This is a genomic window from Rodentibacter sp. JRC1 (genome assembly GCF_020521555.1).
Classification (GTDB): domain Bacteria; phylum Pseudomonadota; class Gammaproteobacteria; order Enterobacterales; family Pasteurellaceae; genus Rodentibacter; species Rodentibacter abscessus.
On the sequence record NZ_BPWA01000001.1, the window covers coordinates 1,189,210 to 1,201,889 of the forward strand.

General features: G+C 40.5%; 12 protein-coding genes. 8 read left to right on the forward strand and 4 right to left on the reverse strand.

Features of this window, described 5'->3' with window-relative positions; genetic code table 11:
* On the reverse strand, positions 1-1,125 hold the full coding sequence (locus tag HEMROJRC1_RS05410; RefSeq protein ID WP_226691980.1) for an AAA family ATPase: 1,125 nt from the start codon (positions 1,123-1,125) through the stop codon (positions 1-3).
* A 126-nt stretch (positions 1,126-1,251) separates the two neighbouring features.
* Here HEMROJRC1_RS05410 and HEMROJRC1_RS05415 point away from each other — a divergent pair, with 126 nt between their 5' ends.
* Both HEMROJRC1_RS05415 and mazG read left to right on the forward strand, forming a co-directional pair.
* Complete coding sequence (locus HEMROJRC1_RS05415) at positions 1,252-1,389, forward strand: hypothetical protein (RefSeq protein WP_226691981.1); 138 nt, start codon at positions 1,252-1,254, stop codon at positions 1,387-1,389.
* Between the two features lie 215 nt (positions 1,390-1,604).
* Positions 1,605-2,390, forward strand: coding sequence for a nucleoside triphosphate pyrophosphohydrolase (gene mazG, locus HEMROJRC1_RS05420; protein ID WP_226691982.1), 786 nt, complete (start codon positions 1,605-1,607; stop codon positions 2,388-2,390).
* 35 nt (positions 2,391-2,425) lie between these two features.
* Here the strand turns inward: mazG and deoC are convergent, their stop codons facing one another.
* Positions 2,426-3,097 carry a deoxyribose-phosphate aldolase gene (deoC, locus tag HEMROJRC1_RS05425; RefSeq protein ID WP_226691983.1) on the reverse strand — a complete coding sequence of 224 codons (672 nt, stop codon included), beginning with the start codon at positions 3,095-3,097 and terminating at the stop codon, positions 2,426-2,428.
* A gap of 115 nt (positions 3,098-3,212) precedes the next feature.
* Between deoC and HEMROJRC1_RS05430 the strand changes: the two genes are divergently transcribed.
* From HEMROJRC1_RS05430 to hslO, 6 genes are all read left to right on the forward strand, one after another.
* A complete protein-coding gene (locus HEMROJRC1_RS05430) occupies positions 3,213-3,716 on the forward strand; it encodes a protein disulfide oxidoreductase (RefSeq protein WP_226691984.1) in 504 nt (167 codons plus the stop codon).
* Positions 3,717-3,779: 63 nt separating this feature from the next.
* On the forward strand, positions 3,780-4,706 hold the full coding sequence (gene rfaD, locus HEMROJRC1_RS05435; RefSeq protein ID WP_226691985.1) for an ADP-glyceromanno-heptose 6-epimerase: 927 nt from the start codon (positions 3,780-3,782) through the stop codon (positions 4,704-4,706).
* Between the two features lie 86 nt (positions 4,707-4,792).
* Positions 4,793-5,839, forward strand: a complete 1,047-nt coding sequence (gene waaF, locus HEMROJRC1_RS05440; RefSeq protein WP_226691986.1) for a lipopolysaccharide heptosyltransferase II — start codon at positions 4,793-4,795, stop codon at positions 5,837-5,839.
* Entirely contained in the window at positions 5,836-6,789 is a 954-nt protein-coding gene (gene rfaC / locus HEMROJRC1_RS05445) for a lipopolysaccharide heptosyltransferase RfaC (protein WP_226691987.1), read from the forward strand. The genes waaF and rfaC overlap by 4 nt, the downstream gene beginning before the upstream one ends.
* Before the next feature lie 114 nt (positions 6,790-6,903).
* A complete protein-coding gene (locus HEMROJRC1_RS05450; RefSeq protein ID WP_226691988.1) occupies positions 6,904-8,043 on the forward strand; it encodes a porin in 1,140 nt (379 codons plus the stop codon).
* A gap of 170 nt (positions 8,044-8,213) precedes the next feature.
* A complete protein-coding gene (hslO, locus tag HEMROJRC1_RS05455) occupies positions 8,214-9,089 on the forward strand; it encodes an Hsp33 family molecular chaperone HslO (protein ID WP_226691989.1) in 876 nt (291 codons plus the stop codon).
* Between the two features lie 63 nt (positions 9,090-9,152).
* Here the strand turns inward: hslO and HEMROJRC1_RS05460 are convergent, their stop codons facing one another.
* Positions 9,153-9,998, reverse strand: a complete 846-nt coding sequence (locus HEMROJRC1_RS05460; RefSeq protein ID WP_226691990.1) for a 23S rRNA (adenine(2030)-N(6))-methyltransferase RlmJ — start codon at positions 9,996-9,998, stop codon at positions 9,153-9,155.
* 55 nt (positions 9,999-10,053) lie between these two features.
* Positions 10,054-12,666 carry a penicillin-binding protein 1A gene (locus HEMROJRC1_RS05465; RefSeq protein ID WP_226691991.1) on the reverse strand — a complete coding sequence of 871 codons (2,613 nt, stop codon included), beginning with the start codon at positions 12,664-12,666 and terminating at the stop codon, positions 10,054-10,056.
* Positions 12,667-12,680 lie beyond the last annotated feature (14 nt).

Consider the following 12,680-nt stretch of genomic DNA (forward strand, 5'->3'; position numbering starts at 1 on the left):
TTAGTCCTCGCTCAAAATTTTCTGAATAGTGGTTTTGGAACAATCTAAGATATTCGCAATGGTTTGCAGGCTAAATAACTTACTGTCGCAACCCCGTAAAAATTTTGCCTTAAACACCAAGGCTTGTTTATTTGTCGTCGCCTCATCAGGCACAACATTTTTAAACACGAATAGTTCCTGATAAATTTGCGATTTGCTCAAAGGTAAGTCGTGAACCACCACAAAACGAACCGCCTTATTCATAATGGCTTCGATATTTGCACCACTCAATCCTGCAAAAACTGCCACAAATTCGTCAAGGGTTTTCTCATCAAAGGTTACGTGCTGATGACTAAACAGCTGAATCATCTGCTTAATTGCCGTCGCATCAGGCAAACCAATCTCCAACTTATATTCAAATCGTCGCCAAACAGCGGGATCTAACAAATGTTGATGATTGGTTGCTGCAATCACAATGCTGTCCTTATTCATCAAATCAATGTTTTGCAACAAACTATTAACCACCCGCTTTAACTCGCCAAGCTCATTATTATCATCACGCGCTTTCGCAATAGCATCAAACTCATCTAAAAATAGCACGCAAGGCATTTTCTGCACAAATTCAAACAGCGAACGGATATTTTTCGCCGTTGTCCCCAAATAAGACGAAATTAAACTGTCTAAACGCGCAATTACAAGCGGCATGTTCAACTGCTTGGCAATAAAATAAGCGCATTTTGTTTTTCCACAACCTGGCGGGCCATACATCAATAGTGTATTAACTAAACCAATCCCCGCCGCATACAACTTCTCTGCATGACGGTAATTCAACAGAAAACTGGCTAATTTATCGGCATTGTTTTGCGACAAAATAACATCAATATGATTATCGTCAGGATAAATCACATCCGCTAACATTGTTCGAGACTCATTATCCACGGGCAATGCCAACGCCTTATCCAACCTCATAGGTTGCAAACTATGGCTTTCTGTGGACGCTAAAATCTTTTTAAAACGCCCAGCGCTTCTCTGCTCCCCCTCAGCGTATAGTTTATCAATCAACAGCTGGGTATAGTTAACCACTTTCGCCCTATCGTATTTCAACGCTCCTTCAATAATCTTGCTCATTTCAATTGCATATTTCATTTTAACACCCTCTCGTAAATGAAACCGCATTGTATAGAAACGAATTGCATAGGTAAAGAACGAAATTTAAAATTTAAAAAACAATTTTCAAAATTTCGAGAACAAATAAGCAATAAAAGGAAACGAATGGATAAAATAAAAGAACGGTTAGTGTGGCAAAGCTATCGTTTTGACACAATTTCTGCTTTTCTTGTTGGTTTTAATGGTTATTTCTTTGGATCCTTTGGAGTTGTGTCACAATTGTGTCGTAAAACTGGTTTATAGGGATAAAATGATAATATGTGAATAATTTGATTGGTTGGATAACTGATTGAATTATTTAAGTTTTGTTGAAATTCGATTTATTGCTTTTTACGATTTTTAGAACTCCAAAACCGGGTGTTGGGAGTTCGAGCCTCTCCGCCCCTGCCATCTAAATCCAAATTTCATTACTGGTAAATAAATCGTATACTAGCCTAAACTTTTTTAGGGGATTTATTATGTCATATTCAATTCATGATTTTATTCAATTAATCGCTCAGCTTCGCAACCCGAGTGGCGGATGTCCTTGGGATCTCAAACAAAATTATGAATCAATGATTCCTTGCCTTACGGAAGAAACCTATGAAGTAATTGAAGCGATCCAAAAAAAGGATATTGCTAATTTACGGGAAGAATTGGGTGATCTTTTGCTTCAAGTCGTCTTTTTTAGTCAGTTGGCTTCAGAAGATAATTATTTCACTTTTGACGATGTACTGAATGATGTGGCAAAGAAAATTATTCGCCGTCATCCTCATGTTTTTGGTGATGCAGATGCTGGGAATGAAGAAGAGGCGCTCGCCCGTTGGAATGAGATTAAATCACAAGAGAAGTCAAATAGTGCAACTTCTTCTATTTTAGATAATATTCCTAATGCTTTCCCTTCTTTGTTAAAAGCGCAGAAGTTGCAAAAACGATGCTCAAAAATTGGGTTTGATTGGAATGAAATCGAACTGGTTTTTGCTAAGGTTGAAGAAGAGTTACAAGAAGTGAAAGAAGAATTTGATAAGGTTCAACAAGATCATTGCAGAATTGAAGAAGAGATGGGGGATTTGCTTTTTGCTGTTGTGAATTTATCGCGCCACTTAAAATGTAATGCGGAGGAAAGTTTGCGTAAAGCAAATTTTAAATTTGAGCAACGCTTTAGAAAGGTCGAGCAAAAAGCAAAAGAAAAAGGTTACGAACTCAGTGATCTTTCACTTATTGAAATGGATATATTATGGGATGAAGTGAAAAAAGAAGAATAAATGGCAGAGTTTATTCTCTACCAATTTATTATTGATTAATAATCACTTTTCACTTCGTTAGAATGCCCAATAATCGAAATGCCTGCACTTGCTCCAATTCGGGTTGCGCCGGCTTTAATCATTGCCAATGCGGTTTCGGTATCGCGAACACCACCGGATGCTTTTACGCCGATATCGCCTACGATTTGTTTCATTAAAGCAACGTCTTCAACCGTTGCCCCACCTTTGCTAAAGCCTGTTGAGGTTTTGACAAAAGCGACACCGATTGCTTTACAGATTTCACAAGCTTTGATGACTTCCTCTTTTGTCAGTAGGCAGGTTTCTAAAATGACTTTTAGAGGTATTCCGGCACAGCTTTCAAAGACGGACTGAATGTCTTGTTTCACTGCATCCCATTTACCTGATTTGATCCAGCCCACATTAATCACCATATCTATTTCGGTTGCACCGGCTTTGATCGCTTCTTTCGTTTCAAATGCTTTAACGGAAGTGAGATTTGCGCCAAGCGGAAATCCGACAACCGTACAAATCTTAACTTTTGTTCCGTCTAATTTTTCTTTGGCGAGGGGAATATAGCCTGAGTTAATACAAACAGAATAGAACCCATATTGAATGGCTTCATTACAAAGAGTGATAATATCTTGTTCTGTTTTTTCGGCGGTGAGCGCAGTATGATCAATATATTGAGCGAGCGCTTTACTATCCATGTTTTCTCCTTATATTTTTGTGGAAGTCGGCGATATGATACCAAAATCTGTCGATTTTTGACCGCACTTTTCCAATCAATTACAATTCGTCTAAATTTTATTTAGGTGAGATGTGATGAAACTAAAAAAGTGGATAAAAAACGGATTTTCACTTGTGCTTACATTGATTGTAATGAGTGTGGCGATTGATTTTATTCGTCGCCCCACAATACCTCAAAATGTGAATACAAGCCTGTTGCGCGATCTTCAAGGACGCACTTTTTCTCTTTCTGAGCTTGCCCAAAAGCAGCCTACAGTGATTTATTTTTGGGGAACTTGGTGTGGTTACTGTCGCTACACTTCACCGGCGATTAATACTTTGGCGAAGGAAGGGTATCCGGTTGTATCTGTTGCATTAAACTCCGGTGATGAGACGCAAGTTGCCGATTATTTGAAGGAGCATCAGTATGATTTTACAACGGTGAATGATCCTAAGGGAATAATTGCCCGTCAGTGGGAGGTGAATGTGACACCAACAATCATTATTCTTAATAAAGGAAAAATGGATTTGGCGACAACCGGTTGGACAAGCTATTGGGGGTTAAAAGTGCGGTTGTTTTTAACCCGGTTTTTTGATTAAAGAGAGTTTTTTACCTTAAAATCTATTACAATACACAGTATTTATTACAAAGGAGACGACATTATGATTATCGTAACAGGTGGCGCAGGATTTATTGGTAGTAATATTGTAAAAGCGTTAAATGATTTGGGACGCGCAGATACTTTAGTCGTAGATAACTTAAAAGACGGAACAAAATTTACTAATTTAGTGGATTTAGATATTGCGGATTATTGTGATAAAGACGATTTTATCGCTTCTATTATTGCCGGCGACGAATTTGGTGAAATTGATGCCGTATTCCACGAGGGGGCCTGTTCTGCGACTACAGAATGGGACGGAAAATACATTATGCACAACAACTATGAATATTCTAAAGAGTTGTTACATTACTGTCTTGATCGTGAAATTCCGTTCTTTTATGCCTCAAGTGCGGCAACTTATGGTGATACCAAGGTTTTCCGTGAAGAACGTGAATTTGAGGGCCCTTTGAATGTGTACGGTTATTCTAAGTTTTTGTTTGATCAATATGTCCGTAGAATTTTACCGGAAGTAACATCGCCGGTTTGCGGTTTCCGTTATTTCAACGTATATGGGCCACGTGAAAATCACAAAGGATCAATGGCGAGCGTGGCATTCCATTTAAATAATCAAATCTTAAAAGGTGAGAATCCGAAATTGTTTGCCGGTAGTGAAAATTTCCGCCGTGATTTCGTGTATGTCGGTGATGTTGCAGCAGTCAATATTTGGTGTTGGCAAAATGGCGTTTCAGGCATTTATAATTTAGGCACGGGCAATGCGGAAAGTTTCCGCGCCGTTGCGGATGCGGTGGTAAAATTCCATGGTAAAGGTGAGATTGAAACCATTCCGTTCCCTGAACATTTAAAATCCCGTTATCAAGAATATACCCAAGCGGATCTAACCAAATTACGCGCAACGGGTTATGATAAACCGTTTAAAACGGTGGCAGAAGGTGTAGCGGAATATATGTCGTGGTTAAACAGAAAATAATCTCAGGCTAACTTCTATTCTTTCTTCTATCAAGTGCGGTTAAAATTCAAAGTGTTTTTTTACCGCACTTTTCCATAAGGCAATGTATGAATATCTTAATTATTGGCCCTTCTTGGGTTGGCGATATGATGATGTCGCATAGCTTATATCAACAATTAAAAATTCAATATCCCGATTGTCAGATTGATGTAATGGCACCCAATTGGTGTAAACCTTTACTCGCCCGTATGCCGGAGGTGCGTAAAGCCATTGAAATGCCGCTTGGACATGGGGCATTTGAGCTCGGCACACGTTATCGTTTAGGCAAATCATTGCGCGATCAGTATGATATGGCGATTATTTTGCCTAATTCATTGAAATCGGCATTTATTCCTTTCTTTGCCAAAATTGCCCTTCGTCGAGGTTGGAAAGGGGAAAGTCGTTACATCCTGTTAAATGATTTACGAACCAATAAAAAAGATTACCCAATGATGGTTCAACGTTATGTTGCCTTAGCCTTTGATAAAAACACTGTGCCAACGGCAGAAAATATTCCGGTACTAACGCCTTATTTAACGGTGAATGCAACACAGCAAGCCGAAACATTAAAAACTTTTGAAAAACAGACCGCACTTTTGGGTGAACGTCCGATTATTGGTTTTTGCCCCGGTGCAGAATTCGGACCGGCAAAACGTTGGCCGCATTATCATTATGCCAAACTCGCCGAGATGTTAATTGCAGAAGGCTATGCCGTGGAATTATTCGGTTCTCTGAAAGATGTGGAAGTCGGTGAGCAAATTCGCCAATCATTATCACAAGAACAGCAAACCTTTTGCTTAAATCTGGCGGGGCAAACGAATTTAACCCAAGCGGTAGATTTAATTGCAAATTGCACGGCGGTTGTCACCAATGATAGCGGTTTGATGCATATTGCTGCTGCAACGGATCGTCCGCTGATTGCCGTTTATGGGCCTACCAGCCCGACTTATACGCCGCCGTTGTCCGATAAAGCGGTGATCATCCGCTTAATTGAGGGGGATCTCATTAAAGTACGTAAAAGTAAAGATAGTGCGGAAGGTTATCATCAAAGTTTAATTGATATTACGCCTGAAATGGTGATAGAAAAATTAAAACAGTTATTAGATATTAAATGAAAATATGTTTGGTTAAAACCTCATCAATGGGGGATGTGATTCATACTTTGCCGGCATTGACGGATGCACAACAGGTGATTTCCGATTTACAGATTGATTGGGTGGTGGAAGAAAATTTTGCCGAAATTCCCCAATGGCATTCGGCGGTTCGCCGTGTTATCCCGATTGCATTGCGCCGTTGGCGTAAATCTCCGTTTTCTTCGCAAACCCGAAATGAATGGAAAAACTACCGCACTTTGCTCAAGCAAGCGCAATATGATGCGGTGATTGATGCTCAAGGGTTATTCAAAAGTGCTTTTTTCGCAACCCGTTTAGCGAATGGTGTGAAGTGTGGCTATGATCGCCACAGCATTCGTGAGCCTGTGGCTTCCTTTTTCTACGATAAAAAATATGCGATTTCTTATCAGCAACATGCCGTTGAGCGTATTCGCCGGCTTTTTGCGCTAAGTTTAGGGTATTCATTGCCCCAAACACAGGGGGATTATGGCATTGCGATGCATTTTGTTTCTGAAGTATCATCTCGCCCTTATGTGATTTTTATTCATTCCACAACCCGTGAAGATAAGCATTGGTTGGAATCGGAATGGCAAAAATTAATCGAAAAATTAACCGCACTTTCTTTTGATATTCGTTTACCTTGGGGGAATGAAAAGGAGAAAGCCCGAGCGGAACGTCTAGCCTATGGAAAAGATAATGTATTAGTCTTGCCGAGTTTGTCTTTAACGGAACTTGCACAGCAAATTGTGGGGGCAAAAGTAGTGGTTTCCGTTGATACCGGATTAGCCCATTTAACCGCAGCATTGGATAAACCTAATATTACGCTTTATGGCTCAACAGATCCTAAATTAATCGGTTGTTATGGTAATAATCAGTATCATTTATCGGCAAAATCGATGAGCCAGATTTCGGCAGAACGGGTTTTTGAGCAATTAAATTCGATCCTCAGCTAAAATTCTAATGCTTTTAAGTTATATGCTATGCTAAAAATCGCTTGATTCATCAAGCACGAATAGATAGACTTCCAAAAGTTCAATTTTATTTTTACTCTTTATAAGGGAAGCATTATGAAAAAAGCACTTCTTGCGTTAACTGCGGCTGTATTCGCAGCAGGCTCTGCACAAGCTTATAAATTTAATATTGAAGAAACCGGTACTGAAATTGATTTCAGCGGTTCCGCCCGTTTGAAATGGGAGAATATTAATTCTAAAGTCACAAATCCTGACGATACGACGCGTTCAAAAAATATCTCACACGGTGATATTGATAATAACGGTTCACGTTTCGGCTTTAAAATTAAACAAAATTTAGGAAATGATTTTTATGCAATCGGTCGTGTAGAATGGCGTTTCCGCACCACTGAGGCAAGAGGCAACAGTGCTGAACCGAATCTGGCAAGTAATCGTCATAATAACTTCGGTCGTATTTATACCCGTCAACTTTATGCAGGTTTTGGTCATAAAACCTATGGTGAATTGGTTTACGGTAATATGACGGTTTTCACGGACGAGATCAAACAAACCGATTTACCGAATACTTATAGCTTAAGTGATGGTTTGTTGAATAGTAGTTCACGTCGCGTTATTCAATATACAAATCGTAACGGCATCGTTCCTAATTTGAAATTCGGTGCTTATTACGGTGCAACCAGCCCGCGTAATACACAAGGTTTAAGTATTAATCCGAATCGTAATCATGTATGGGGTGGCGGCGCAGTTTATAAATACAATATTGATGATTTACAAGATTGGACAACGGCAGCCGGTTTTTTTCGTGAAACTTTTGAAAATGGTCGTCAAGTAACCGCTTATTCATTTGGTAATGCATACCGTTTTGATCACACCACATTAGGTTTAGATCTAGAACATAGAAATACCTCAAACCTTTCAAATTCTTTCGGCAATGGTATAAAACGTGCAGAATATGAAGCGCGCGCAGTGGTGTTCCAAGCATTAAACGAAGATTGGAACGCTTACGCAATGTATGCTTATCGTCATAAAAAATTAAAAGATACCACTACTCCGGCAGCAACGGAAAAACGTAGTGAAGTTATGCTCGGTACCGAATATTATGTTTACAAAAACGGAAGCATTAAGCTGAAACCTTTTGTGGAAGGTAAAGTGGTTCGAGTAAGAAATCTTGCGCATGCAGAAAACGTGAAACAACGTGATTATGCCGCATTGGTAGGTTTACGCGCATATTGGTAATTATCGTTTAACCCTATCTATATTTTAAGGCGAGCCGGAAACGGCTCGCTTTTTCTTTGGGGTTGTAATTGGTTTAAACGTCCCCATAATACAGCCACGTTGAAAGTGCGGTCAATTTAATTCACTATTATAACCGCACTTTTTACTTCATTTTTAACAGGAAAAAACTGATGAATTACACTCAAGACAATGACAAACTCTATCGTTATCTTTTTCAAAATCGAGCCGTGCGCGGTGAATGGGTTCGTTTGAATCAAAGTTTTACGGATACCTTAAATACTCATCATTATCCACAGCCGGTGCAAAATTTACTCGGTGAAATGATGGTGGCGACCACTTTATTAACTGCGACTTTAAAATTTGAGGGTAACATCACTGTTCAAATTCAAGGTGATGGGCCACTTCGCCTTGCTTTAGTGAATGGCAATGATCAGCAACAAATTCGTGCGCTCGCTCGTGTAGAAGGTAAAATTTCTAATGAAATGGGTTTACATGAAATGATTGGTAAGGGTGTGTTGGTGATTACTATCGCACCGAAAGAAGGGGAGCGTTATCAGGGTGTTATCGGCTTAGATAAACCAACCATTACCGAATGTTTAGAAGATTATTTTGCCCGTTCCGAACAATTGCAAACCCAGCTTATTATTCGCACCGGTGAATATGAGGGTAAACCGGTTGCTGCCGGTATGTTGTTACAAATTATGCCGGATGGTGAAGGATCTCCCGATGATTTTGAGCATCTTGCGACGTTAGCGGCAACAGCAAAAAATGAGGAACTATTTGGATTGTCGGCAGAAGAAATGCTTTACCGTTTGTATCATGAGGAAACGGTAGAAGTTTATGAACCTCAAGAAATTCAATTTTTCTGTGGTTGTTCGGCAGAGCGTTCGGGGGCTGCATTACTTTTAATTCCCGATGCTGAAATTGACGAAATCTTAGAAGAGCATAAGGGGAGTATTGATATGCAATGCGAATGTTGTGGTACGCATTACTTCTTTAATAAAGAAGCCATTGAAAAATTGAAAGCGATGGCTCAATCCGAGTAATAAAAAATCCCGATGAAGATCGGGATTTTTTGTATTCAAAGTGCGGTTAAATTTCACATTATTTTATTCCGGCGTAATCCATTCCACCGTCCAGCTGCCCGTTCCCTCCGGAACCAAAGTTTTTACCAAATAAGGCAAGATAGTTTTCATCTCCGGCTCTAATGTCCAAGGCGGATTAATAACAATCATACCGCTTGCCGTCATACCTCGTTGAGCGCTATCAGGACGAACCGCTAATTCAATTTTCAAAATTTTGCGGATACCGGTGGTTTCCAAACCTTTAAAAATACGTTTGGTTTGTTGGCGTAACACGACAGGATACCAAATAGCGTAAGTGCCGGTTGCAAAACGTTTATAGCCCTCTTCAACGGCTTTCACCACTAAATCGTAATCCTCTTTGAGTTCATAGGGCGGATCGATGAGTATTAACCCTCTGCGCTCCTTTGGCGGTAAAGTTGCTTTTACCTGTTGGAAGCCGTTATCGCATTTTACTGCGATATTTTTAAATTCTTTAAAATTATTACGTAACAGGGGAAAGTCGCTCGGGTGTAATTCTGTTAATAAGGCGCGATCTTGCGGGCGTAATAATTGTGCTGCAATCATTGGTGAGCCGGCGTAATAACGCAACTCTTTTCCGCCATAGTTGAGTTTCTTAATTAAATCCACGTAACGCTTAATTTCTTCGGGTAAATCCGTTTGTTCCCATAATCTCCCGATGCCCTCTTTATATTCTCCGGTTTTTTCCGCCTCGTTTGAAGATAAGCGATAACGTCCCACGCCTGAATGGGTATCTAAATAATAAAAACCTTTTTCTTTCAATTTCAGATTTTCCAAAATCAGCATTAAAACAATATGTTTTAATACATCGGCATGGTTGCCTGCATGAAAAGAATGACGATAACTAAGCATAGTTTGCCTCTTGAGTTAAAAAGTGCGGTCAAAATTAACCGCACTTTTGTGATGATTAGAATAATTCTTCCGGTTGTGTCGCCGGCATCGCATCTTGAATTTTATCCGTACCGCCGTTTAAACGTTGTTGTAGTTCAGGCGGAACATAATATCCGCGTTCGAGCATTTCTGCCGCATAGGTACGTTTAGGTTCGGTACCTACGATAAAGTATTCTTTACGTCCGCCGTATTCTGAAAGTAAGCCGGAATTGCTATCAATGCTTTTTTCCATAATATTGGGTGGTAAATCAAGTTTCCGTTCCGGAATATCGGAGAGCGCAACTTTCATATAAGCAATCCATACCGGCATCGCGGTTTTACCGCCGGATTCGCCGCGCCCTAATACACGCTTATTATCATCAAAGCCGACATAAGTGGTGGTAACAAGGTTTGCCCCGAAACCTGCATACCACGCAACTTTTGAGCTGTTAGTCGTACCGGTTTTACCGCCGACATCGCTACGCTGCTTAATTTCTTTTGACATCCTCCAACTTGTGCCTTTCCAGCTTAAACCTTGTTCACCGTAAATAGCGGTATTCAAGGCGCTGCGAATTAAGAAAGCAAGCTCGCCGCTGATGACGCGTGGAGCGTATTCTATTTTCGATGTGCCGTCTTTGGCATTTGCCATTAAATCAACCTCACCTTCATTTAATGCGCCGCCTTGTGCTTGTAATTCAGGTAAATCAGGTACGTTTTCAGGTTGAACATCTTCTTCCGTGTCAGTGTTTGAATTGCCTTTTGCCGTTTTTAAATCATCCGGCTTGGCAATGTTTTGGAAACCATCGATTTTGTCTTTCGTTTCTCCATAAACCACCGGAATATTATGACAGGTAATACAAGCGATTTTCGGGTTTGCAACAAATAAATCTTTACCGGTATTGTCTTGGATTTTTTCGATAATATAGGGATCGATCAAGAAACCGCCGTTATCAAATACCGCATAAGCGCGAGCCATTTCAAGCGGTGTGAATGACGCCGCACCCAGAGCTAATGCTTCACTGGCAAAATATTGCTCCCGTTGAAATCCAAATCGTTGCAGGAAGTCTGCGGTAAATCCAATGCCTGCCGTTTGTAATGCACGAATGGCGATCATATTTTTCGATTGTCCTAACCCCACACGTAAACGCATAGGGCCATCGTAACGATCCGGTGAATTTTTCGGATTCCAAACGGGCTGCCCCGGTTTCGCAATTGAAATCGGACTATCCTGTAAGACGCTTGAGAGGGTTAAACCTTTTTCTAATGCGGCAGCATAAATAAAAGGTTTAATGGAAGAACCGACTTGAACCAAGGATTGTGTCGCTCGGTTAAACTTACTTTGTTCATAACTAAAACCTCCCACAAGCGCTTCAATTGCACCGTTATCGGCGTTTAATGAAACCAACGCTGAGTTTGCCGCAGGAATTTGACCTAACACCCATTCACCGTTATTACGCTGACGAATCCAAATTTGTTCACCGATTCTCACCGGATTTGAGCGTCCTGTCCAACGCATTGCACTATTGGAAAGCGACATTTTTTCACCAGAGACCAATAATAATTCCGCCCCATTTTTACCGGTATTCAATACGGCTGCGGGAATAAAAGGCTCGGAATTAGGAAGTTTTTTCAGGAAAGCGATAATACGTTCATTATCCCAAACCGCTTCATTCTTTTTCCACAGGGGTGCACCGCCACGCCAACCATGGCGCATATCGTAGTCGATTAAGTTATTACGTACCGCTTTTTGTGCTTCCGCTTGATCTTTAGAAAGTACGGTAGTGAATACTTTATAACCGCGGGTATAAGCATCTTCTTCACCGAAGCGTTTCACCATTTCTTGGCGTACCATTTCCGTGACATAATCCGCACGAAAATCAAATTTTGCACCGTGGTAGCTGGCGACAATCGGTTCTTTGACTGCAGCGTCATATTCTTCTTTGGTAATATATTTTTCATCCAACATACGTGATAGCACCACGTTTCGGCGTTCTTCGGCACGTTTCGGTGAATATAAAGGATTCATTGTGGACGGGGCTTTGGGTAAACCGGCGATAACTGCCATTTCGGATAAAGTGAGTTCATCAAGGGATTTGCCAAAATAAGTTTGTGCCGCCGCCGCTACCCCGTAAGAGCGATAACCTAAGAAAATTTTATTTAAGTAAAGCTCTAAAATTTCCTGCTTGTTTAAAGCGTTTTCAATTTCAATGGCAAGCACCGCTTCACGCGCTTTACGTACGAGCGTTTTTTCCGGTGTTAAAAAGAAATTACGGGCTAATTGTTGAGTAATCGTACTTGCGCCTTGCGAGGCACCACCGTTGCTTATAGCAACAAATAATGCCCGCCCGATTCCTATCGGATCCAAACCGTGATGATCATAAAAACGGCTATCTTCAGTGGCTAAAAAGGCTTCAACCAAACGTTTCGGCACATTTTCTAATTTCACAGGAATACGGCGTTGTTCCCCCACTTCACCGATTAATTTACCGTCAGCCGTATAAATTTGCATTGGCTGTTGCAATTCAACGGTTTTTAAGCTTTCTACTGAAGGTAATTCGGATTTTAGGTGAAAATAAAGGAGACCACCCGCCACCAAGCTTAAAATGCATAAGGTTAATAGGCTACTTAATACTAATTTTGCGATCCGCATCGTAAAATTCTCTC

Excerpts from the sequence above, each read along its gene's own strand:
- HEMROJRC1_RS05410 (WP_226691980.1), bottom strand. The coding sequence starts at position 1,125 with ATGAAATATGCAATTGAAATGAGCAAGATTATTGAAGGAGCGTTGAAA.
- HEMROJRC1_RS05415 (WP_226691981.1), top strand. The coding sequence starts at position 1,252 with ATGGATAAAATAAAAGAACGGTTAGTGTGGCAAAGCTATCGTTTTGAC.
- mazG (WP_226691982.1), top strand. The coding sequence starts at position 1,605 with ATGTCATATTCAATTCATGATTTTATTCAATTAATCGCTCAGCTTCGC.
- deoC (WP_226691983.1), bottom strand. The coding sequence starts at position 3,097 with ATGGATAGTAAAGCGCTCGCTCAATATATTGATCATACTGCGCTCACC.
- HEMROJRC1_RS05430 (WP_226691984.1), top strand. The coding sequence starts at position 3,213 with ATGAAACTAAAAAAGTGGATAAAAAACGGATTTTCACTTGTGCTTACA.
- rfaD (WP_226691985.1), top strand. The coding sequence starts at position 3,780 with ATGATTATCGTAACAGGTGGCGCAGGATTTATTGGTAGTAATATTGTA.
- waaF (WP_226691986.1), top strand. The coding sequence starts at position 4,793 with ATGAATATCTTAATTATTGGCCCTTCTTGGGTTGGCGATATGATGATG.
- rfaC (WP_226691987.1), top strand. The coding sequence starts at position 5,836 with ATGAAAATATGTTTGGTTAAAACCTCATCAATGGGGGATGTGATTCAT.
- HEMROJRC1_RS05450 (WP_226691988.1), top strand. The coding sequence starts at position 6,904 with ATGAAAAAAGCACTTCTTGCGTTAACTGCGGCTGTATTCGCAGCAGGC.
- hslO (WP_226691989.1), top strand. The coding sequence starts at position 8,214 with ATGAATTACACTCAAGACAATGACAAACTCTATCGTTATCTTTTTCAA.
- HEMROJRC1_RS05460 (WP_226691990.1), bottom strand. The coding sequence starts at position 9,998 with ATGCTTAGTTATCGTCATTCTTTTCATGCAGGCAACCATGCCGATGTA.
- HEMROJRC1_RS05465 (WP_226691991.1), bottom strand. The coding sequence starts at position 12,666 with ATGCGGATCGCAAAATTAGTATTAAGTAGCCTATTAACCTTATGCATT.